This window comes from Stutzerimonas stutzeri, from assembly GCF_000590475.1.
GTDB lineage: Bacteria > Pseudomonadota > Gammaproteobacteria > Pseudomonadales > Pseudomonadaceae > Stutzerimonas > Stutzerimonas stutzeri_D.
The window spans coordinates 4,381,496-4,402,786 of record NZ_CP007441.1 but is presented as its reverse complement, the minus strand read 5'-3'; the positions used below and the strand labels follow the sequence as shown (position 1 = coordinate 4,402,786).

General features: G+C 61.0%; 23 protein-coding genes and 1 other RNA gene. 14 read left to right on the top strand and 10 right to left on the bottom strand.

Going from position 1 to position 21,291, the window contains the following annotated elements; translation table 11 throughout:
- Positions 1-74: 74 nt before the first annotated feature.
- Positions 75-821, top strand: a complete 747-nt coding sequence (locus CH92_RS19960; protein ID WP_025243526.1) for a substrate-binding periplasmic protein — start codon at positions 75-77, stop codon at positions 819-821.
- Positions 822-1,144: 323 nt separating this feature from the next.
- The gene (locus CH92_RS19955) at positions 1,145-1,891 is read left to right on the top strand and encodes a substrate-binding periplasmic protein (RefSeq protein WP_025243525.1); all 747 of its coding nucleotides are present in this window, start codon (positions 1,145-1,147) and stop codon (positions 1,889-1,891) included.
- A gap of 7 nt (positions 1,892-1,898) precedes the next feature.
- Here the strand turns inward: CH92_RS19955 and CH92_RS19950 are convergent, their stop codons facing one another.
- From CH92_RS19950 to gpmI, 4 genes are all read right to left on the bottom strand, one after another.
- Positions 1,899-2,702 carry a divergent polysaccharide deacetylase family protein gene (locus tag CH92_RS19950; protein ID WP_025243524.1) on the bottom strand — a complete coding sequence of 268 codons (804 nt, stop codon included), beginning with the start codon at positions 2,700-2,702 and terminating at the stop codon, positions 1,899-1,901.
- 3 nt (positions 2,703-2,705) lie between these two features.
- A complete protein-coding gene (locus CH92_RS19945) occupies positions 2,706-4,043 on the bottom strand; it encodes a S41 family peptidase (RefSeq protein ID WP_025243523.1) in 1,338 nt (445 codons plus the stop codon).
- Positions 4,044-4,086: 43 nt separating this feature from the next.
- Entirely contained in the window at positions 4,087-5,349 is a 1,263-nt protein-coding gene (locus CH92_RS19940) for a murein hydrolase activator EnvC family protein (protein WP_025243522.1), read from the bottom strand.
- A 123-nt stretch (positions 5,350-5,472) separates the two neighbouring features.
- Positions 5,473-7,008, bottom strand: a complete 1,536-nt coding sequence (gpmI, locus tag CH92_RS19935; RefSeq protein WP_025243521.1) for a 2,3-bisphosphoglycerate-independent phosphoglycerate mutase — start codon at positions 7,006-7,008, stop codon at positions 5,473-5,475.
- A gap of 140 nt (positions 7,009-7,148) precedes the next feature.
- Here gpmI and CH92_RS19930 point away from each other — a divergent pair, with 140 nt between their 5' ends.
- From CH92_RS19930 to secB, 3 genes are all read left to right on the top strand, one after another.
- A complete protein-coding gene (locus tag CH92_RS19930; RefSeq protein ID WP_025243520.1) occupies positions 7,149-7,562 on the top strand; it encodes a rhodanese-like domain-containing protein in 414 nt (137 codons plus the stop codon).
- Between the two features lie 2 nt (positions 7,563-7,564).
- Positions 7,565-7,819 (top strand): glutaredoxin 3, encoded by a 255-nt coding sequence (grxC, locus tag CH92_RS19925; protein WP_025243519.1) that lies wholly within the window; start codon positions 7,565-7,567, stop codon positions 7,817-7,819.
- Between the two features lie 86 nt (positions 7,820-7,905).
- The gene (secB, locus tag CH92_RS19920; RefSeq protein WP_025243518.1) at positions 7,906-8,400 is read left to right on the top strand and encodes a protein-export chaperone SecB; all 495 of its coding nucleotides are present in this window, start codon (positions 7,906-7,908) and stop codon (positions 8,398-8,400) included.
- 60 nt (positions 8,401-8,460) lie between these two features.
- Here secB and CH92_RS19915 read toward each other — a convergent pair whose 3' ends face one another.
- Entirely contained in the window at positions 8,461-9,438 is a 978-nt protein-coding gene (locus tag CH92_RS19915; protein WP_025243517.1) for an NADPH:quinone oxidoreductase family protein, read from the bottom strand.
- Between the two features lie 178 nt (positions 9,439-9,616).
- Here CH92_RS19915 and CH92_RS19910 point away from each other — a divergent pair, with 178 nt between their 5' ends.
- Positions 9,617-10,021, top strand: coding sequence for a flagellar basal body-associated protein FliL (locus tag CH92_RS19910; RefSeq protein WP_025243516.1), 405 nt, complete (start codon positions 9,617-9,619; stop codon positions 10,019-10,021).
- 31 nt (positions 10,022-10,052) lie between these two features.
- Here the strand turns inward: CH92_RS19910 and CH92_RS19905 are convergent, their stop codons facing one another.
- Positions 10,053-10,502 carry an EVE domain-containing protein gene (locus CH92_RS19905; protein WP_025243515.1) on the bottom strand — a complete coding sequence of 150 codons (450 nt, stop codon included), beginning with the start codon at positions 10,500-10,502 and terminating at the stop codon, positions 10,053-10,055.
- Between the two features lie 195 nt (positions 10,503-10,697).
- Between CH92_RS19905 and CH92_RS22150 the strand changes: the two genes are divergently transcribed.
- The gene (locus tag CH92_RS22150; RefSeq protein ID WP_167332193.1) at positions 10,698-10,847 is read left to right on the top strand and encodes a hypothetical protein; all 150 of its coding nucleotides are present in this window, start codon (positions 10,698-10,700) and stop codon (positions 10,845-10,847) included.
- Positions 10,848-10,883: 36 nt separating this feature from the next.
- On the opposite strand, the gene CH92_RS19900 is transcribed toward CH92_RS22150, so the two are convergent.
- The 4 genes from CH92_RS19900 to CH92_RS19890 all read right to left on the bottom strand — a co-directional run bounded on the left by CH92_RS19900 (position 10,884) and on the right by CH92_RS19890 (position 12,240).
- Positions 10,884-11,501 carry a 5-formyltetrahydrofolate cyclo-ligase gene (locus CH92_RS19900; protein WP_025243514.1) on the bottom strand — a complete coding sequence of 206 codons (618 nt, stop codon included), beginning with the start codon at positions 11,499-11,501 and terminating at the stop codon, positions 10,884-10,886.
- Between the two features lie 6 nt (positions 11,502-11,507).
- Positions 11,508-11,686, bottom strand: a non-coding RNA gene (gene ssrS, locus CH92_RS21780) — 6S RNA.
- Between the two features lie 33 nt (positions 11,687-11,719).
- Positions 11,720-12,034, bottom strand: a complete 315-nt coding sequence (locus CH92_RS19895; protein WP_025243513.1) for a cell division protein ZapA — start codon at positions 12,032-12,034, stop codon at positions 11,720-11,722.
- Entirely contained in the window at positions 12,031-12,240 is a 210-nt protein-coding gene (locus CH92_RS19890) for a TIGR02449 family protein (RefSeq protein WP_025243512.1), read from the bottom strand. Before CH92_RS19890 ends, CH92_RS19895 begins: the two co-directional genes overlap by 4 nt.
- Positions 12,241-12,362: 122 nt before the next feature.
- Here CH92_RS19890 and CH92_RS19885 point away from each other — a divergent pair, with 122 nt between their 5' ends.
- The 7 genes from CH92_RS19885 (at position 12,363) to gcvT (ending at position 21,237) form a co-directional block, all read left to right on the top strand.
- Positions 12,363-12,917 (top strand): YecA family protein, encoded by a 555-nt coding sequence (locus CH92_RS19885; RefSeq protein WP_025243511.1) that lies wholly within the window; start codon positions 12,363-12,365, stop codon positions 12,915-12,917.
- 14 nt (positions 12,918-12,931) lie between these two features.
- Positions 12,932-14,263, top strand: coding sequence for a Xaa-Pro aminopeptidase (pepP, locus tag CH92_RS19880; RefSeq protein WP_025243510.1), 1,332 nt, complete (start codon positions 12,932-12,934; stop codon positions 14,261-14,263).
- A gap of 2 nt (positions 14,264-14,265) precedes the next feature.
- Positions 14,266-15,444: a 2-octaprenyl-6-methoxyphenyl hydroxylase gene (gene ubiH, locus CH92_RS19875; RefSeq protein WP_025243509.1), complete on the top strand. Its 1,179-nt coding sequence runs from the start codon at positions 14,266-14,268 to the stop codon at positions 15,442-15,444.
- Between the two features lie 192 nt (positions 15,445-15,636).
- Positions 15,637-16,857, top strand: a complete 1,221-nt coding sequence (locus CH92_RS19870; RefSeq protein WP_025243508.1) for a 2-octaprenyl-3-methyl-6-methoxy-1,4-benzoquinol hydroxylase — start codon at positions 15,637-15,639, stop codon at positions 16,855-16,857.
- Between the two features lie 106 nt (positions 16,858-16,963).
- Complete coding sequence (locus CH92_RS19865; RefSeq protein ID WP_025243507.1) at positions 16,964-17,965, top strand: extracellular solute-binding protein; 1,002 nt, start codon at positions 16,964-16,966, stop codon at positions 17,963-17,965.
- A gap of 430 nt (positions 17,966-18,395) precedes the next feature.
- Complete coding sequence (locus tag CH92_RS19855) at positions 18,396-20,012, top strand: ABC transporter permease (protein ID WP_025243505.1); 1,617 nt, start codon at positions 18,396-18,398, stop codon at positions 20,010-20,012.
- 142 nt (positions 20,013-20,154) lie between these two features.
- The gene (gene gcvT / locus CH92_RS19850) at positions 20,155-21,237 is read left to right on the top strand and encodes a glycine cleavage system aminomethyltransferase GcvT (RefSeq protein ID WP_025243504.1); all 1,083 of its coding nucleotides are present in this window, start codon (positions 20,155-20,157) and stop codon (positions 21,235-21,237) included.
- Positions 21,238-21,291 lie beyond the last annotated feature (54 nt).

The following is a 21,291-nucleotide window of genomic DNA, read 5'->3' as shown; positions in this document are numbered from 1 at the left end:
CAGGCGCGGCGCAGTCAACCAGGAACACAGCCGCGATTGAGCCGCGGCTGCCGGCTTCTTTAGGGAATTACATCATGTTCAAAACCATGCTTCTGGCGACGGCCGCCAGTCTCTCGCTGATCGCTGGCGCCGCGCAGTCAGCACCGGAGCCGATAAACCTGCTTACCGAGAACTTTCCGCCCTACAACATGGCGGCCGATGGCAAGAATTTCGCGCGTGACGAAAACATCACCGGGATTGCCGCCGATATCGTCCGCGAAATGTTCAGGCGTGCCGGCGTCGACTACACGCTGACGCTGCGTTTCCCTTGGGAGCGCATCTATAGGATGGCGCTGGATATGCCGGGATATGGCGTGTTCGTCACTGCGCGGTTGCCGGAGCGTGAAGACCTATTCAAATGGGTAGGGCCGATCGGTCCGGACGACTGGGTACTGCTGGCGCGCGGCGACAGCACGATCAATGTCAGCACGCTCGAGCAGGCCAGCCAGTATCGCATCGGCGCCTACAAAGGCGATGCGATTGCCGAGCACCTGGCGGGGCAGGGGCTGGAGCCGTCGCTGGTTCTGCGCGACCAAACCAACGTGGAGAAACTGCAAAACGGGGCGATCGATCTCTGGGCCACGGGCGATCCAGCCGGGCGCTATCTGGCCAAGCAACAAGGTGTGACCGGGCTCAAGCGGGTGCTTAAGTTCGACAGCGCAGAGCTCTACCTGGCGCTCAATCACAGTATCCCCGATGAAACCGTAGCCAAGCTGCAGGCTGCTCTGGAGCAGATGCGCGCTGACGGCACGCTGGACACCATCAGCGGTCGCTATCTGTAGCGGTTTGCGTGGCTGCAGCTCCGGTCGACGTACCGAATCGCAGCGTTTGTAACGCTGCGGTGCCCTGTTTCGGAACGCCACGCTGACTTTCCTCAGCTCGCCGGCAGGCCCCTCCTTTCCTTTGATCCGTTACACGACTGCCTGGCTGCGGATGACGGCAATATGATTCCGCGGATTTGTGCGGCTTGTCACATTACAGTGGTCGCCGCGCTGCGTCTGGTTCACAAGTTGCTAAACATAATCGAACGAGGTCCGCATGGAATCTGTTCGGCAGGGCCAGCGCGGTGTCGTTTTGGATATTTGTCGACGTGGGGGAAGGATCGATGAGACGAATTCTAATGGCCGGGCTGTTGCTGTTGATGGCCACCTCGGCAAAGGCAGCACTGCCTGATGACTACAAACTGGTATTGCTGACCGAGAACTTCCCGCCATTCAACATGGCGGCGGACGGCAAGAACTACGCTGCAGACCGCAACATCAGCGGAATCAACGCCGAGATCGTGCGCGAGATGTTCAAGCGTGCCGGGATCGCTTACAACCTGACGCTGCGTTTCCCTTGGGAGCGTATCTACAATCAAGCGCTGGAACACCCGGACCAGGGCCTGTTTTCCACCACCTACACGCCCGAGCGTGAGCCGTTATTCAAATGGGTCGGCCCGCTAGCCAGTACCGGCTGGGTATTGCTGGCTCCGGCCGGCAGCCCGATGCGGCTGAGTTCGCTTGAGCAGGCGCAGCAGTACCGGATCGGCGCATACAAGAACGACGCGGTCAGCCAGCATTTGGAAAGCAAGGGTTTCGAGCCGATCAATTCCCTACGCGACCAGGAAAACATCGGCAAGCTGCTCAAGGGGCAGATAGACCTGTGGGCGACAACCGACCCCGTCGGGCCCTACCTGGCCAAGCAGGAAGGGGTAAGCGGATTGACCACGGTGCTGCGCTTCAACGACGCGCAGCTGTTCCTTGCGCTGAACAAGCAGACGCCAGATGAAGTCGTAACGCGATTGCAGAAAGCGCTGAACGAAATGAAGAGTGACGGCGCTATAGACGCCATCATGCGTCGTTATCTCTGATCAGGCCTCAACGATAAACGCCGTTTGCGCCATGGGCAATCATGGCGCGATTGCCCCGGGTGGCGATCATCTGGCCGATGTCCACCCAATCGATGCCCTGTGCTCCGAGCTTCGGCAACTCCCGCTCCAACAGCGCAAGCGTGGCTGGGTGTGGATGGCCGATCACCACGACTGAACCCTGTTTGCGAGCCAGTTGTATGGCCGCGCGAAACTGCGCGGCGACGGCTTCGGGGCTGGGGTCGTCATCGAGAAAGATATCTCGCGAAAGGCTGGCCAGTCCGATCTGTTGCGCGGCAGCGGCGGCGATCGTTCCGGGGTTGGTGCGGCTGTCGAGAAAGAACAGGTGGCGCTGCTGAAGCTCGCTCATCAGAGCGGCCATGGGCGGCTGCCGATCGGTCATCTGGCTGCCCATGTGATTGTTCACACCACTGGAATGGGGGACCTTCGTCAGTGCGTTGTCCAGGCGGCGATCCAGCTCCGCTTGTGGTAGTTGTGGCTGCCAAGCGTAGGGGCCGCCGGCTGGGGCCATGGGCAGATGCAGCATGACCGTCTTGCCTGCCGTCCTGGCCTGCTCCGCCAGCTTCGTAGCGTGGCGGGTATCTGGCAGAATCGCCATGGCCACCGGGCCGGGCAAGGCGAGAACACGCCCGTCCCGGACGGTATTCTGGCCCAGATCATCGATCACCAAGGCCAGCTTCGGCATTCGCGCGACGGCTGCCAGGCGCTCCGCTCCGTCTGTATCACCGGCCTCCACGCCGGACGCGCCGATCAGTAGCAGGGCTCCCAGCAGATGACGTTCGACCCAGGACATCCGTTACTGACCGCGGGTGAGATTCAACCCCTTGAGCAGATTCAGCGCCTGACCAAGCTGGAAATCTTCATCCTGTGGACGCGGCGAATCGCTGGCGATCGGAGCGCCGCTGGGGCGCTCCGGACCCCCATTGCCGTTACCCAGATGGCCGGCCAGATCGGCTTCCCGAATGCCTTCGGCCGCCTGTTCGCGAGTTAGCTTGGCGCGGGTCACCTCAATGTCGGGCTCGATGCCCTGGGCCTGGATTGAGCGGCCGTTGGGCGTGTAATAAAGCGCGGTGGTGAGCTTGAGGGCGCGGTCGTTGTTCAGCGGCAGCACGGTCTGCACGGAGCCTTTGCCGAAGCTATCGGTACCCATCACTACGCCACGCTTTTGGTCCTGCAGAGCCCCGGCGACGATCTCCGACGCAGAGGCGCTGCCGCCGTTGATCAGCACGACCAAAGGCACGCCTTCGCTGGCGTCGACCGGGTCGGCGCTGAAGCGCAGCTCGGAGTTGGCGATGCGCCCTTTGGTATAAACGATCAGACCATCGGTGAGAAAGTGATCGGACACCTCCACTGCCGCCTGTAGTACGCCGCCCGGGTTGTTGCGCAGGTCGAGCACCAGGCCGTTGAGCTTCTTACCGTTTTCCTTGCGCAGGCGCGCCAACGCCTTACCGACTTCTTCGCCGGTATTGATCTGGAACTGGGTGACGCGCAAATAGCCGTACCCGGGCTCGAGCATCTGGCTCTTGACGCTGTTGACCTTGATCACTGCGCGGGTGAGCTTGACGGTAAAGGGCTTTCCGCCCTCGCGCACCAGTGACAGCGAAATATCGCTGCCCGGCTTGCCGCGCATGATGCTGACCGCGTCCATCATCGACATGCCCTTGGTCGGCTTGCCGTCGATCTTGACGATCAGGTCGCCCGCCTCGATGCCGGCCTTGGAGGCTGGCGTGTCATCGATCGGTGAAACCACCTTGATGAAGCCATCTTCGATGCCTACCTCGATGCCGAGGCCACCGAACTCGCCGCTGGTGCTTTCCTGCAACTCGGCAAAGGCCTCGGGTTCGAGATAGGCGGAATGCGGATCGAGATTGCTGAGCATGCCCTTGATGGCGTTCTCCAGCAGGGTCTTGTCGTCGACCGGCTCAACATAGGCGGCCTTGATTCGGTCTAGCACCTCGGCAAATGTGCGCAGCTCTTCCAGCGGCAACGGTGCCTTGCTGGTCGCGGTGTCCAGTGCAATCGGCTCTGGTGCCAGCTCTGCGGGCGGTTGCTGGGCCCAGGCGCTCCCGCACAGCCCCAGCATGATGGACAGGGCCAGAGTGGTCGGTTGGGCGATACGGCGCAGGTGCAGCATGTCTGACTCCAGTTGTGAGGGGCGCGCTAGCAGCCGGACCGGCCTATCCTTGCGCGCGACACCATTGTGCTGGATCGCTTGGGCGACCCTGTTGGCGAATGGCGAAATACAGTGCGGCAGATTCTTGCCCGCCACTGGTTCCTACGGTGGCGATCGGGTCGCCTGCCTTGACGATCTCTCCAGCGTCGCGCAGCAGACTCTGATTGTGCCCATACAGGCTCAGGTAGCCATTGCCGTGGTCGAGGATCACCAACAGGCCGGCACCTCGCAGCCAATCGGCAAATACCACCCGGCCGCCGTGCACGGCGCGCACCTGGGTACCGACTTCAGCGCCGATCAGCACGCCATCCCATTTGGTTCGAGCATCACCGCCGCGCGGAGTGCCGTAGCGGGCGACCAATCGTCCGTCCACCGGCCAGGGCAGCTTGCCCTTGGCGCTGGCGAACGGGCCGCCGAAATTCCCGCCGGAGCTAGAGACGATCGGCCCTGATGGCGCCGAGGCGGTGCGACCTGCCTGTTGTTGCTGACGGGTTTGCTCTTCGCGTGCCGCCGCGAGCACACGTTGACGCTCCTGTTCGGCTTCACGCGCTTGTCGCGCAAGGGTTTCCTCGATGGTTTTGAGGACTCGCTCCAGCTGCGCCTGCTCCTGCCGGCGCGCCTTGAGTTTCTGGTCGCGACTGGAAAGGTCGCGATCGAGCTTGGCCAGCGTCTGGCGGCGCTCCTTGTGTACCTCAGCGAGCTGGTCGCGACGCTCCTGCAGCCCGTCCTGCTGTTCGGCGAGCGTCGTCTGCTGCGCCTCGATGCCTGCTTCGACCTTGGCCAGTTGGGTGAGCGTTTCGTTGAAGTTTGCGACCTGTTCGAAGCGCGCCTTGCTGAGGTAATCGTAGTAGGTCAGGGTGCGGCTGAATTTTTCCGGATTTTGCTGGTTGAGCAGGAGTTTCAGGTATTCCTGGCGACCGCTCTGATAGGCGGCGCGCGCCTGGATACCAATCAGGCGCTGTTGCTCGACGCGGGCGCCCTCAAGAGTAGTTTTCTCGTCGTTGAGATGTTCCAGCTCCGCTTCGCTGCGATCGATTTCCTGCTGCAGCGAGTCCACCTGCTTTTCCAGCTGGCCCATCTCACTTTCGGTGGTTTGCAGCTGCTTTTGGACAGCGGATTTCTCTTGCTCGATCTGCTTGAGCAGCTTTTGCAGCTCGGCGACGTCCTTGCGCGCCGCTTCGATTTGTTTGCGGGCGTCGGTGCGCTCGTCCGCCATGGCCGAACCAAGCAGGCAGGAAAGCGCGAATGCAAGAAGAATACGAGGCATGTAGTGGACAAGCCGGAAGGTTTTGGATCGCCGTAGTATGCCTAAAAAAGCAGCTGGAAGCTTGAAGCTGGAGGCAAGAGCTTGGCTTCCAGCTTCCAGCTATCAGCTATCAGCTATCAGCTATCAGCTGAGTTCAACGATCGAGCGGCCGGTCATCTCCGCGGGCGCTGGCAGTCCCAGCAATGTCAGCATGGTCGGAGCCACATCGGCAAGCACGCCGCCTTCGCGGATCGTCAGGTTGCGCTTGCCATAGTAGATGAACGGCACCGGCTCGCAGGTATGGGCGGTGTGGGCCTGGCCAGTCATGACATCTTCCATCTGTTCGACGTTGCCATGGTCCGCAGTGATCAGAGCTTCGCCGCCAACTTTGTCCAGCGCCTCGGTGATGCGTCCGATACAAGTGTCCAGGCATTCCACCGCTTTCACGGCGGCTTCGAACACGCCGGTGTGACCGACCATGTCGCCGTTGGCGTAGTTGACGATGATCACGTCGTAGCGCTGATTCTCGATGGCATCGACGATGCGATCGGTCACTTCCGGGGCGCTCATTTCCGGCTGCAGATCGTAAGTGGCGACCTGTGGCGATGGGATGAGGATGCGTTCTTCCCCGGGAAACGGCTCTTCACGTCCCCCGGAAAAGAAGAAGGTGACGTGCGCGTACTTCTCGGTCTCGGCGATCCGCAGCTGGGTTTTGCCATTGTTCGCCAAATATTCGCCAAGCACGTTGGTCAAGGCTGCCGGGGCGAAGGCGCTGGGCGCGGGGATGCTTGCGGCATACTGCGTCAGCATGACGAAGCCGGCCAGCATCGGTACGCGCTCGCGTGGGAATTCGTTGAAATCGGGCTCCACGAAGCAGCGGGTCAGTTCGCGCGCGCGGTCCGCACGGAAGTTCATGAAGACCACGGCATCGCCATCTTCTACACGTACCGGCTCGCCGATGGTGGTGGCTTTGACGAACTCGTCGCTTTCGCCGCGCTCATAGGCGGCGATCAGACCGTCTACGGCATAGTCGGAACGATAGGCCGCCTTACCGTCGACGATCAGGTTATAGGCCTGCGCGACGCGATCCCAGCGATTGTCGCGATCCATGGCGAAGTAGCGACCAATCAGGCTGGCGACGCGGCCCTTGCCTAGGCGGGTGAAGGTGGCCTGCATCAGTTCGATCGAATGCTGAGCGCTTTTCGGTGGCGTATCGCGACCATCGAGAAAGGCGTGCAGATAGATCTTCTCGGCGCCGCGCTTGGCGGCCAGTTCGGCCATTGCCACCAGATGATCTTGATGGCTGTGCACGCCGCCATCTGACAGCAGCCCGAGAATGTGTACGGCCTTCCCCGCGGCAACGGCCTTGTCGACCGTGGCGCAGATGTTCGGGTTTTCGAAGAAATCGCCGTCACGGATGGACTTGGTCACTCGAGTGAAGTCCTGATACACCACGCGACCGGCGCCCAAGTTCATGTGCCCCACCTCGGAGTTACCCATCTGGCCGTCCGGCAGGCCCACATCCATGCCGCTGCCGGAAATAAGACCGTGCGGCTGACTGGCGAGCAGGCGGTCATATACCGGTTTGTTGGCGGCATGGATGGCATTGAATTCAGGACTGTCGCTGTGTCCGAAGCCGTCGAGAATCATCAGTACCAAGGGTTTGGGCGCGGCAGGCATGTATCTGGCTCCTTGCACGAGGGCGCGAAAATGGCGGCCAGTCTACTGGCTGGCCCGTTTGGCGTCACGATTCGCAGGGTTCAGCCCGGTGGAGGGGCTGTGTATACTGGCCCGCATTTTATCCCCCGGGTACCCTATTGATGGTCGCTAACCTGATTGAATTTGTCTCCAACCACTATGTTCTGGTCAGCATCTTTCTGGTGCTGCTGGTCCTGCTTGCCTTCACCGAGGCACGCAAGGGCGGCAAGAGCCTGAGCAATCGTGAACTAACCGGTCTGGTCAATCGCGACGAAGGCGTGGTGTTGGACGTGCGCGCGAAGAAGGAGTTCGACGCAGGTCGTATCGTCGACTCATTGAACATTCCCTACGAGAAGCTGGTCAGCCGAATGGGCGAGCTGGAAAAGCACAAGGGCAAGACGATCATCGTCGTCGACGCCATGGGTCAGCACGCCGGAGCGGCCTGTCGTGAGTTGCAAAAGGCGGGCTTTACTGCCGCCAAGCTTGCTGGAGGAATTTCCAGCTGGCGCGGCGAGAATCTGCCAGTGGTCAAATAAATATGCCTAAAGTCGTCATCTATACCACCGCCTGGTGCCCGTACTGTGTCCGGGCCAAAAGCCTGCTCGATCGCAAGGGTGTCAGTTACGAGGAAATTGCCGTAGACGGCAAGCCGGCCTTGCGTTCTGAAATGGCGAGCAAGGCCGGACGTACCTCGGTTCCGCAAATATGGATCGGCGACGAGCATGTTGGCGGCTGCGACGAGCTGCACGCGCTGGAGCGGGCAGGTCGGCTGGATCCGCTGCTGCAGGCCTGATTCGATACAGTCCTGCCGGACAGCCGACTCGCATCGGCGCTGGCAAGGCGATCTCCAATGCGACATGCACAACAAGAAGGCTTCACATGACTGAACAAGCAAACAACGGCGCAGCGGCTGGTCAGGACGAGCAGGGCGCACAGTTTTCTCTGCAGCGCATCTATGTTCGAGATCTCTCTTTCGAGGCTCCCAAAAGCCCGGAAATCTTCCGTCAGGAGTGGAATCCGAGCGTTGCGCTGGACCTGAACACCAAGCAGAAGACGCTCGAAAACGATTTCCATGAGGTCGTGCTGACCCTGTCGGTGACGGTCAAGACCGGTGAGGAAGTAGCCTTTATTGCCGAGGTCCAGCAGGCCGGCATTTTCCTGATCAAGGGGCTCGAAGCCCAGGCCATGAGCCACACCCTTGGCGCCTTCTGCCCGAATATTCTGTTCCCCTATGCGCGCGAAACGCTCGATAGCCTGGTCACGCGCGGCTCCTTCCCGGCGCTGATGCTGGCCCCGGTGAACTTTGATGCGCTCTACGCGCAAGAGATGGCGCGCATGCAGCAGGGCGGCGAAGCACCTGCCACTGCGCACTGATAATTCTCCGTTTACCCTGCCGTAGAGCGCCAGACGCCCTGCGGTAGCGGCTTGGTCGTTTTAGCGTACCTTCACGACGAGTTTGCCCACAGCCTTGCGCTGCGCCAGCGCGTTGATCGCGTCGGCAGTTTGCTCGAGCGCGAAGGTTTGCGATACCAGAGGCTTGAGCTTGCTTTCAGCGTGCCAGGCAAATAACTGCTTGAAGTTGGCTGCGTTGTCATGCGGCTGGCGCCGGGCGAAGCTGCCCCAGAATACCCCGATGAGCGACGCCCCCTTAAGCAATGGTAGGTTCGCTGGGAGCGAGGGGATTTCACCTGCAGCGAAGCCAACCACCAGCATGCGCCCGTTCCAGGCGATGCTGCGAAACGCCTCTTCGAACAAGCTGCCGCCCACCGGATCATAAATGACGTCCACTCCCTGACCGCCGGTGAGTTCCTTCAGGCGCTCCTTAAGGTTGGTCTCGGTGTAATTGATCAGCTCATCAGCGCCTGCCTTCTTCGCAACCTCAAGCTTCTCGGCGGTGGAGGCGGCGGCGATCACCTTGGCGCCCATAGCCTTGCCGATTTCCACCGCTGCCAGGCCAACGCCGCCCGATGCGCCAAGGACCAAAAGGGTTTCGCCGGGCTGCAGGTTTGCACGCTGTTTCAATGCATGCATCGAGGTGCCGTAAGTCATGCTGAACGCCGCAGCCGTTTCGAAATCCATCGACGGAGGAACCGGCAATACATTGTCTGCAGGAACAGCGACCTGCTCGGCGAAGCTGCCCCAGCCTGTCAGTCCCATGACGCGGTCGCCAACCTTCAGGTGACTGACACTTTCGCCCACGGCGGCGACTACACCAGCGGCCTCACCGCCTGGCGAGAACGGAAACGGCGGCTTGAACTGGTACTTGCCCTCGATGATCAGCGTGTCCGGAAAGTTGACGCCGGCAGCATGTACATCGAGCAGCACCTCGCCCTTCTTGATCCGAGGGCTATCGGTTTGGTCGATGACCAGGTTCTCGGCCGGACCGAATTCTTTGCACAGGACAGCTTTCATCGAGTTTCCTTTTGTCGTTAGAGATGAGGCTATTGACCGTTTCTGGATTCGATCAGTCTAGAAGGCTGCTCGCGTGGTGCAATGAGCATGGCCTGCTCTGATGGCGATACATAAGGGCGGGCTTGGGTCTGCGCCTGGCACTGGTTATGCTGGTGTCCGTACCCCATGGAGTTATCTCGTGAAGCGCACCCTTCTTTTTCTTTTCGCTCTTTGCATGGCGCTGCCCGCGCTGGCCGAAACATCCGAGGCCGATTCGGCCGCCCCGAAAACCGTCTATTACGCGCTAGTCCCTGCGCTGGTCGGTAACTATGGCTCGGAGGCCAGACTGAAATATTACAAGGCTGACATTGCCCTGCGCGTCAGCGGCAGCGAAGCGGAGGCGAAGGTCAAGCATCACGAGCCGTTGATCCGCAATCAGCTGGTGACGTTGTTTTCGCAGCAGACCGACGCCAGCCTCGGAACGGTCGAAGCTAAGGAGGCCCTGCGGCAGGAGGCGCTCAAGCAGGTGCAGACGGTGCTTACCCAGGAAGAGGGTGAGCCGCTGGTAGAGGACTTGTTGTTTAACAATCTGATTGTTCAGTAAGGGTGTGGGGGCATGAGAAGAGCTGGCTGGTTCAGCGCATGCTCAGAATGGCGAGCCACTCGCTTTCACTGACCGGCATCACCGACAGCCTGCTACCCTTCTGTACTAGCGGCATTTGCGCAAGAGCCGGCTCTGTTTTGAGGCGAGGCAGTGTCAGCGTCGATTCGAAGCGTTCGACAAAGCCGACGTCGACGGCGCTCCATGGGTTTTTCGTCTCGCTGGCCTTGGCATCAAAATAGGCGCTGTCGGGGTCAAGCGCTGTCGGGTCGGGATAGCCGGTGCGCTGGATGTTGCCAATTCCGGCGATGCCAGGCGTAGCGCAGCTTGAATGATAAAAGAAGAACTGGTCGCCCTTGGCCATCTGGCGGAGAAAGTTGCGAGCTTGGTAGTTGCGTACGCCGTCCCAGCGACTCGTACCAAGTTGCTCCAGGTTGTGAATGGAAAATTCGTCCGGTTCGGACTTCATCAGCCAATACGGCATGGTCTTTGCTCATAGCTAGTTGCATTGATGAGTTCTCAAACGCAACATCCCCGACAATCGGTTGCCACGCAGGTTTGCGCTGTACCGAGGCATGGCGGAGAATGCCGCGCTTGAGGTTGGCATTGTCGAGTCTGGAAAACTAAAACGATACTGACTCGACGCAACATTGTCGCCTGGCAGGGGGAGGCGAAAATTATGAAACGCAAGCCAGATATTCTTTGGGTCCTGGTGCTGATTTTTGGTCTCGGGGTCGTGACGACGGGCTATACCCAAGGGTTATGGGATCAGCCGGACGCCGCATCTTCGATGGTTCCGATCAGCCATTCGCAGCAGCTTCAGCGCTGAGCGAACCCGCCGCATGGACGCGGCCCTAGCACTGCCTCAGTTCTTCCCGTCTCGTTTCGCATACCAGCCCCGGTCTGTCACCGTAGCCTCCAGGCTCACATCCCAGCTGGCCAATGGCAAGCGATCCACCTTCTGACATTCGTGCGCAAGCCCTAAAAGCGTCGGTTTGTGACCTTTTTTGCGCCTGCTGCGGTATGCCAGGCTGCGATCATAAAAGCCTCCGCCCATGCCCAGACGGCCGCCGTGTTCGTCGAACCCCACCAGTGGCATCAAAATCAAGTCGAGTGACCAGACGGAGCGCTGCCGGGCATGACGGAATGCCGGTTCGGCGATACCGAAGCGATTCGGCTTCAAATGCTCGTTCGGGGTAATCCGTTGGAACACCATACGCGTGCGCGGCCAGGCGTTGAGCACCGGCAAGTAGGTCGCCTTGCCGCGTCGTTGCGCTGCCAGTAATAGCGGACGGGGATCTATTTCGCCGTCATTGGGCAAATACAGAGCAACGTGGCGCGCGCGGCGAAACAGCGGGTGCTGAGCCAGTTGCCGATAGAGGTTTCTTGCAGCCAGACGTTGCTGAATAGGAGAGAGCTGGCGGCGAGCTTGTTGCAATTGGCGTCGTAGCGCCGGGCGCGAGAGGCCTTCGGCTACGAACATGAAATGAGGCTCCCCAGCATGCCGCTGCCAGCGTAGGCCCTTGAACCCGAGAGTTCAAGGTGGCGACTACAGAGTACCTTAAGGCTTTCCGTCAGGCGGACATGCACACCGGCACTACGTGTAGCCTCCATGGTGTTGCTTATCGGGAGAGGGTCATCGCCGACTGGCGAACATGCCAGGGAGTGGCCGGGATTATAACGCAATCTGTCTGCCGTTCATCAGTTGCCGGAAGGGTTTGGATCAGTGGCCAACGCGCTGTCGACCCGCTCGAGCAAAACGCGGACGTGTTCGCGGGCGCTGTTGGCTTCGGCATCCAGCCGGTCATGCTTGTGCAGCAGTTCATGAGTGATGTTGAGCGCGGCCATCACCGCGACGCGGTCGGCGCCGATGACTTTTCCGCTGCTGCGAATTTCCCGCATCTTGCGGTCCAGGTAATGCGCGGCGCCTTCGAGGTTGCTACGTTCTTCGGGTGGGCAGGAAATACAATATTCCTTGTCCATGATATGCACGGTTACGGTGTTCGGCTGGGTCATGAGTCCTGCTCCAGGGCTTTCAGGCGCGAAATCATTGATTCGACCTTCACCCGTGCCATTTCGTTCTTTTCAATCAGATGAGCGCGTTCCTCGCGCCAGGCCTGCTCACTATGAAGCAGCAAGCGATTCTGCACCTTGAGTTGCTCGATGCGCTGAATCAGCTGCTCCAGCTTGGTGGTCAGCAATTGCAGATCGGCGTCTTCCATGGGATTCCCGGTAAGTGGCGCGAGCATTGGGCGGTCCGGCTTCGATGGTCTTGGCTCGTGTGCCGATGCTAGGATACGAGGCCTCATTCTAGACATTAGCGCCTCTGTGCGCCTAGCCGCCAATGCCCATTCAGAACTCGCCATATGCTGCTTTCGCCACATTGCTGGCCAGCAGTGCCCAACCCGTCACACCCGCCGAGCTGCACGGGCTGTTGCTCGGGCGCAGCTGCGCCGGCGCCGGTTTCGATGTCGAAACCTGGTTGACCGATGCCACCGAGCTGCTCGGCGCAGAGCCCGAGGAATCGGTGCGCCAGGCGCTCATAGGCTTGCAGGAGATGGTCAAGGGCGAGCTCGCTGGCGACGACATCGCCATCGTACTGCTGCTGCCCTCCGACGATGCACCGCTCGCCGAGCGCACGCTTGCCCTGGGGCAGTGGTGCCAGAGCTTCCTGGCCGGCTTCGGCCTGATCGCCGGTGACCGTGCGCTGAGCGGTGAGGCGATGGAAGTGCTGCAGGACATGGCCGCGATCGCGCAGATACAGGACTCCCTGGACGAGTCCGAGGACGGCGAAAGCGACTATATGGAAGTCATGGAATATCTGCGCGTGGCGCCATTGCTGCTGTTCACCGAGTGTGCAAAGCCGGCGCCGCCAGCACCTAAGCCCTCCCTGCATTGAGGACCCAGCCGTTCATGACCCGCATCCCGAAGTCGGAATACGCCCGTCGGCGCAAGGCGCTGATGGCTGAGATGGAACCCAACAGCATCGCCATCCTGCCGGCGGCGCCGATGTACATCCGCAACCGCGACGTTGAGCACATTTACCGTCAGGACAGTGATTTTCAATATTTGTCCGGGTTTCCCGAGCCGGAATCGGTGATAGCGCTGATTCCGGGTCGTGAGCACGGCGAATATGTGCTGTTCTGTCGCGAACGCGATCCGGCTCGGGAGTTATGGGACGGATTGCGGGCGGGCCAGGACGGTGCCATCTCCGAGTACGGTGCTGACGACGCTTTCCCCATTGGCGATATCGATGACATTCTCCCTGGTCTGATCGAGGGTCGTTCGCGCGTCTATTACGCCATCGGCAGCAACCAAGAGTTCGATCACCGACTGATGGAGTGGATCAACACCATCCGCTCCAAGGCTCGCCAAGGCGCCCAGCCACCTAACGAGTTTGTTGCCCTCGATCATTTGCTGCACGACCTGCGCCTGTACAAGTCGGCGAACGAGGTCAAGGTGATGCGCACCGCGGCGGAGATTTCTGCGCGGGCCCATATCCGTGCCATGCAAGCCAGCCGCGCCGGCCTCTATGAATACCATCTGGAAGCGGAGCTGGACTACGAGTTCCGCAAGGGCGGGGCGAAGATGCCGGCCTACGGCTCCATCGTCGCGGCCGGCAAGAACGCCTGCATTTTGCATTACCGAGAGAACGACGCCTTGCTCAAGGAGGGCGACCTAGTGCTGATCGATGCCGGCTGTGAGATCGACTGCTACGCCAGCGACATAACCCGCACCTTTCCGGTCGGTGGTCGCTTCTCGCCCGAACAGAAAGCGATCTACGAGCTGGTGCTGGCGGCCAATGAGGAGGCCTTCAAGCATATTGCGCCCGGCAAGCACTGGAACGAGGCGCATGAGGCGACGGTGAAGGTCATTACCACCGGGTTGGTCGATCTGGGGCTGCTTCAGGGCGGCGTCGACGAGCTGATCGCCGCAGAAGCCTACAAACCGTTCTATATGCATCGCGCCGGCCACTGGCTGGGTATGGATGTGCATGACGTCGGTGACTACAAGGTTGGCGGCGAATGGCGCGTGCTGGAGCCGGGCATGGCGATGACCGTCGAGCCGGGCATTTATATCGCCGCCGACAACCAGGACGTGTCGAAGAAGTGGCGCGGCATCGGCGTACGCATCGAAGACGATGTGGTGGTGACCCGAACCGGCTGCGACGTCCTCACCGCCGGTGTGCCCAAGACTGTCTCGGAAATCGAGGCCTTGATGGCAGCTGCCGCCGAGGTCGCGTAGACGTGGGCAGGCTCGCCATCGTGGGCGGCGGATTGGTCGGTGCCAGTCTGGCGCTGGCGCTGCAGAAGGGCGCCAGGGCGCGCGGCTGGACCATCGACCTGATCGAGCCGTTCGAGCCGGGCAATGAGTATCAGCCCAGCTACGACGCGCGCTCCACGGCGCTTTCCTACGGTACGCGGCTGATCTATCAACGGCTGGGCGTCTGGGAGCGGATTGCCGAGCGTGCCGAGCCGATCATGCGCATCCATGTTTCCGATCGCGGCCGGGCGGGCGCTGCTCGGCTCGATGCCAGCACCGAGCAGGTGCCTGCACTGGGCTATGTGGTGGAGAACGCCTGGATTGGCCATTGCCTGTGGCAGGCGCTGGATGATCGGGTCGTGGTTCGTCATTGCCCCGCCGAAGTCGAGCGCATGCAGCCCTTGGACGGCGGCTATCGGCTGATCCTGACCGACCGGCAACAGCTTGACTGCGACTTGGCTGTGCTCGCCGACGGTGGGCGGTCCGCATTGCGCGAGCAACTCGGCATCGAGATCAAGTGCACGCCTTATGATCAAACGGCGCTGATCGCCAACGTGACGCCGGGCAAGCCTCATGGCGGACAGGCGTTCGAGCGTTTCACCGATAGCGGGCCGATGGCGCTGTTGCCGTTGCAAGACAATCGCTGCGCGCTGGTCTGGACCCGTTCGGAGCGGGATGCGGCGCGCCTTGCCGCGCTCCCGGAAGCGGAGTTCCTCGGCGAACTGCAAGAGGCATTCGGCTACCGCTTGGGTGGCTTCCAGCAGGTCGGGGCGAGGCATCTCTATCCGCTGATGCTGGTAGAGGCAGAAGAACAGGTTCGCTCCGGGCTGGTCGTATTGGGTAATGCCGCGCACAGCTTGCACCCTATTGCCGGGCAGGGATACAACCTGTCGCTGCGAGACACCGAGGCGCTTGCAACTGCGCTATTGAACAGTGCAATGGGGCTGGGAAAGCTAGGTGTGTTGCAGGCTTACCAGCAGCAGCAGCGGACGGATCAGCGGCTCACGGTGGGTTTCTCCGACCGGCTGACCCAGTTGTTCGGTGATTCGGCCCGTCTTTCCACCGCGGCCCGCAATGTCGGGCTGCTGGGGTTGGATCTTCTACCTCCAGCCAAGACCTGGTTTGCGCGGCAGGCGATGGGGCTGGGCGTACGCGAGCGCTGAGCGTTTAGGCTAAACGTTCCGGATGAGTCGTTATTTACAGGAATCATCTCAGCATCGAGGGGCTCCGAGCGATTGAAGAGCCTTTGGCAGGCGGCAAGCCTGTCGGCAGAGTATCGAGCGATGCGCGGGGCCATCGATCACGGCCTGCGGGCTCACCAGACAGGCCGCAGACCGGCGCATAGGAGAGCAGCAATGCAAACGGACCTCATCATTGTCGGCGCCGGTATGGTCGGCAGTACCCTGGCCTTGGCACTGCAAGGCGCCGGCCTCACCATCAAGCTGATCGATGCCGGCCCGCTGGCCCCGCGGCCTTTCGCATCCGGCGATTCTTTCGAACCGCGTGTCAGCGCTCTGTCCGCCGCCAGTCAGCGGATTCTCGAGCGCGTCGGCGCCTGGCCAGGAATCGTCAGCCGGCGCGCCAGTCCTTATACCGATATGCATGTATGGGATGGCTCCGGCACGGGCCAGATTCATTTTTCCGCAGCGTCGGTACATGCCGAGGTGCTCGGTCACATTGTCGAGAACCTCGTGGTACAGGATGCCCTGCTGGACGCCTTGAAGGCCCACGGCTCGGTCGAATTGTTGGCCGATGCACGGGTGGAGCAGGTGCACCAGAACGAACACGGCTGGACCCTGACCCTGGCCGATGGGCAACAACTCAGTGCTGCTCTAGTGGTTGCGGCCGATGGCGCCAACTCCGCGGTACGCCGTCTGGTGGGCTGCGATACGCGAGAATGGGATTACCTGCATCACGCCATCGTCACCAGCGTTCGCTGTGCCGAGCCAAATCAGCAGACAGCCTGGCAGCGATTCACCGATGACGGCCCGCTGGCCTTCCTGCCGCTGCAACGCGAAGGCGATCCGCATTGGTGCTCGATCGTCTGGTCGGCCACCGAGGATGAAGCGCAGCGTCTCATGGCGCTGGATGAACAAGCGTTTTGCCAGGCGCTTGGGCGAGCATTCGAATACCGTTTGGGCGAGGTGCTGGAAGCCGATCCGCGCGTGTGCATCCCCTTGCGGCAACGCCATGCCAAGCGCTATGTGCAGCCAGGCCTGGCTCTCATTGGTGATGCTGCGCACACCATCCACCCCCTGGCGGGGCAGGGCGTGAACCTCGGCTTACTCGATGCTGCAGTCCTTGCAGAGGTGCTGCTGGCCGCTGTTGCTCGTGGCGCGCAGTTGGGTGATCCACGAGTGCTGGCACGCTACGAGCGCCGTCGCATGCCGCATAACCTCGCCATGATGGCCGCGATGGAGGGCTTCGAGCGCCTGTTCCAGGCCGATCCTCTGCCGCTGCGCTGGCTGCGCAACACTGGTCTGAAAGCGATTCAGGCCATGCCTGAAGCCAAGGCATTGTTTGTGCGCCAGGCGTTGGGCTTGAGTGGTGATCTGCCGGACCTGGCACGCTTCTGATCGAGTGTTGCTGCGGCCTGCTGGCCTGTGCAGATTGCCGCGTTGAGAAAGTAAATGACATTCACTACTATTCAGCCTCGTTCACAATTGATATAGAGGCTGATCCATGCAGGCAAGCAAAGGTTTATTCGCTGCTCTGGCGCTCACTGCGCTGTCGAGTGCTGCACAAGCTGCCGACGAAGTGGTGGTCTACTCCTCTCGAATCGACGAGCTGATCAAGCCCGTTTTCGACGCCTACAAGGCCAAGACGGGCGTGAATGTGAAGTTCATTACTGACAAGGAAGCGCCGCTGATGGCCCGGATCAAGGCCGAAGGGGAGAACACCCCGGCGGATCTGCTGCTGACGGTGGATGGCGGTAACCTCTGGCAGGCGGAAGAGATGGGCATTCTGCAGCCTATGCACTCCCAAGTGGTGCAAGACAATATTCCCGCTCAGTACCGCTCTTCCACCGACGCCTGGACCGGCTTGTCGTTGCGCGCGCGAACTATCGTCTACTCCACTGAGCGCGTCGAGCAAGGCGAGCTGAGCACCTACGAAGCATTGGCCGATGAGGAATGGGAAGGCCGCCTGTGCCTGCGTACCAGTAAGAAGGTGTACAACCAGTCGCTGACCGCCACCCTGATCGAGACCCACGGTGCCGAGAAAACCGAAGAAATTATCACGGGTTGGGTAAACAACTTGGCCACCGACGTCTTTGCTGATGACAACGCCGTGATCCAGGCGGTCGACGCCGGGCAATGCGATGTGGGCATCGTCAACAGTTACTACTATGGCCGCCTGCATGCGCAGGATCCGGAACTTAAAGCGAAGCTGTTCTGGCCGAACCAGAAAGACCGTGGCGTTCACGTCAATCTTTCGGGTATCGGTCTGACCAAGCATGCACCGCACCCTGAGGCTGCGCAAAAGCTGGTCGAATGGATGACCACGGCCGAGGCGCAAAGCATCTTCGCTGACACCAATATGGAATTCCCGGCAAATCCGAACGTGCAGCCGTCTGCGGAAGTGACCGCATGGGGTGAGTTCAAGGCTGACACCATTCCGGTGGAGGTTGCCGGCGAGCGGCAGGCCGAAGCGATTATGATGATGGACCGCGCTGGCTGGAATTGAGAGGCGGCGGTAAACCCAACGCATCAAAGCCTTAAGTTAAAGCTCGCAGAACAAGAGAAGGTTTGACGGCCTCCGAGCGTTAGCCCGAGGAGGCTAATCTCGCTTGCAGCTTGCAGCTTGCAGCTTGCAGCTTGCAGCTTGCAGCTTGCAGCTTGCAGCTTGCAGCTTGCAGCTTGCAGCTTGCAGCTTGCAGCTTGCAGCTTGCAGCTTGCAGCTTGCAGCTTGCAGCTTGCAGCTTGCAGCTTGCAGCTTGCAGCTTGCAGCTTGCAGCTTGCAGCTTGCAGCTTGCAGCTTGCAGCTTGCAGCTTGCAGCTTGCAGCTTGCAGCTTGCAGCTTGCAGCTTGCAGCTTGCAGCTTGCAGCTTCGGCTGTCGTTATACTCGACGCCCCCGGCATGCCGGGGGCGTTGTCTTTTAGCTTTCGAGGCCTGCGTGTCCCACCCTGTCGAGCACCGTTGGTATCCCATTTCCCTCGCCGTCGCTGCGCTGGTATTGCTGCCGCTGAGCGTCCTGCTATTCAGCTGGGGCGACATCGATACCCGCATCTGGTCGCATCTATGGCAAACCCAGATGCCACGACTGCTTAGCAACACGCTGACGCTGGTCCTGGGTGTCGGCGTCGGGGTGACCGTGCTTGGGGTCAGTCTGGCGTGGCTGACTTCGCTGTGCGAATTTCCGGGGCGGCGCTGGCTTGACTGGGCGCTGATGCTGCCCTTCGCGATTCCCGCCTATGTACTGGCATTCGTCTTCATCGGCCTGCTGGATTTCGCCGGCCCGGTACAGACGTTGGCGCGCGAGTGGTTCGGCAGCGAGGTACGCTTTCCTCGAGTCCGCTCCACCGGCGGGGTGATCATCGTTCTGGTCCTGGTGTTCTACCCCTACGTGTATCTGCTTGCCCGCTCGGCATTCATCGCCCAAGGCAAGGGATTGATGGAGGCGGCGCGAGTTCTTGGGCAATCGCCTTGGCGAGCGTTCTGGAGCGTGGCGTTGCCGATGGCACGACCGGCCATTGGCGCTGGGCTGGCCTTGGCATTGATGGAAACGCTGGCCGATTTTGGTGCTGTCGCGGTGTTCAACTTCGATACCTTCACCACTGCCATCTACAAGACCTGGTATGGATTTTTCAGCCTCACCAGCGCGACTCAACTGGCCAGTCTTTTGCTGCTGGCGGTGATGCTGGTGCTCTACGGCGAGCGCCGTGCGCGCGGTGCGGCCAGGCCCGCCAACGACCGGGCTCGCTCGGCGGTGCTTTATCGCCTGCACGGCTTCAAGGCGCTCGCCGCCAGCAGTTGGTGCGGCCTGGTGTTTCTCTGCGCGTTCGTCATCCCGTTGCTGCAATTGCTGGTCTGGCTCTGGCAGCGTGGGCGATTCGATCTAGACGAGCGCTATATCGGGCTGATTCTGCATACGCTCTATCTGGGTGGCTTGGCGGCATTCACCACGGTCGCGGTGGCGTTGCTGCTCGCTTTTGCCCGGCGTCAGGCTCCGGCGCGCACGGTAAAAACGGCTGTTGGGATGGCGAATCTAGGCTATGCGCTGCCGGGCTCGGTGTTGGCGGTGTCGATCATGCTCGCGTTCAGCTATCTCGATCGCGAACTGGTCATTCCGCTGTCCGAATGGCTCGGCGGCGCCGGCAAACCGATCCTGCTCGGTAGCCTTGGAGCCTTGCTGTTGGCTTATCTGATTCGTTTCATGGCTGTAGCGTTCGGGCCTCTAGAAAGCGCGTTGGCGCGGATCCGCCCGTCGCTACCGCAAGCGTCGCGTAGCCTCGGTGTGGGCGGGCCGGCGCTTTTTTTTCGGGTTTATCTGCCGTTGCTGCTGCCCGGTACGCTGAGCGCCACGTTGTTGGTATTTGTCGATGTGCTGAAGGAAATGCCGGCAACGCTGCTGATGCGGCCGTTCGGGTGGGACACGCTGTCGGTGAGAATCTTCGAGATGACCAGTGAGGGCGAGTGGGCACGTGCCGCCCTGCCTGCGCTTACGCTGGTGCTGGTCGGGCTGTTGCCGGTCGTCCTGCTGATCCGCCGTTCGGCCCGGCGGGCCGGTTGACTCTTCGCTCCATCGCCTCACCGTGACCTGTCACAACCTTGGGGCTACAATGCGCGCCATTCAAAAATCGTCGAGCTTGTCTGCTCGACACTAATGAGCTTCACCCACGCCGCTTCGGCGACCTGCCCGGAAGGAGAAACCCATGGGTCAGCGTACTCCCCTCTACGATCAGCATCTCGCACTTGGCGCCAAGATGGTCGACTTCGGCGGCTGGGACATGCCGCTGCATTACGGCTCCCAGGTAGAAGAACACCACCAGGTGCGACGTGATTGTGGAGTGTTCGACGTCTCCCACATGACCGTCGTTGATGTCGCAGGTCCCGACGCCAAGGCTTATCTCCAGCGCCTGTTGGCCAATGATGTGAACCGCCTCGGATACGAGGGAAAGGCCCTGTACACGGCGATGCTCAATGAGCGCGGCGGCGTGATCGATGACTTGATCGTCTATCTCACTGACTGGGGCTATCGCTTGGTCGTCAACGCCAGCACGCGTGACAAGGATCTGGCCTGGATGCAGGCGCAGGCCGAGGGCTTCGCCGTCGAAGTGACCGAGCGACCCGAACTGGCGATGCTGGCCATCCAGGGGCCGCAGGCGCGAGCCAGGACAGCTGAGCTGGTCAGCCAGCCTCGGGCCGCGCTGATTCAGGAATTGAAACCGTTTCATGGCCGGGCCGCTGGCGACTGGTTCATCGGCCGCACCGGCTATACCGGCGAGGATGGCCTGGAGATCATCCTGCCGTCCGAGCAGGCCCCCGATTTTCTCAGTGAACTGGTCGGGGCCGGTATTTCACCGATCGGGTTGGGCGCGCGCGACACACTGCGCCTTGAGGCTGGTCTGAACCTCTACGGCCAAGACATGACTGAAGACGTCTCTCCGCTGCAGGCCAACATGGGCTGGACCGTGGCCTGGGAGCCGGCCGAGCGTGACTTTATCGGACGCGCGGCGCTGCAAGCTCAGAAAGAGCAAAGCGATCTGCCGAAACTGGTGGGGCTGGTGCTCGAAGAACGCGGTGTGCTGCGCGCGCATCAGATCGTACGGGTCAACGGCGTGGGTGAAGGTGAAATTACCAGCGGCAGTTTTTCGCCTACGCTTGGCAAAGCCATCGCGTTGGCGCGTGTGCCGGCTGCAGCTGGTGACCGGGCCGAAGTGGAAATTCGCGGTAAGTGGTATCCCGTGCGCGTGGTACAGCCGACTTTCGTGCGTCACGGCAAAGTACTGGTGTAAATTCGGCCAACTGCTTCCTAGCAGCGGGCGGTCGAGCTTCGTGCCCGCAAACTG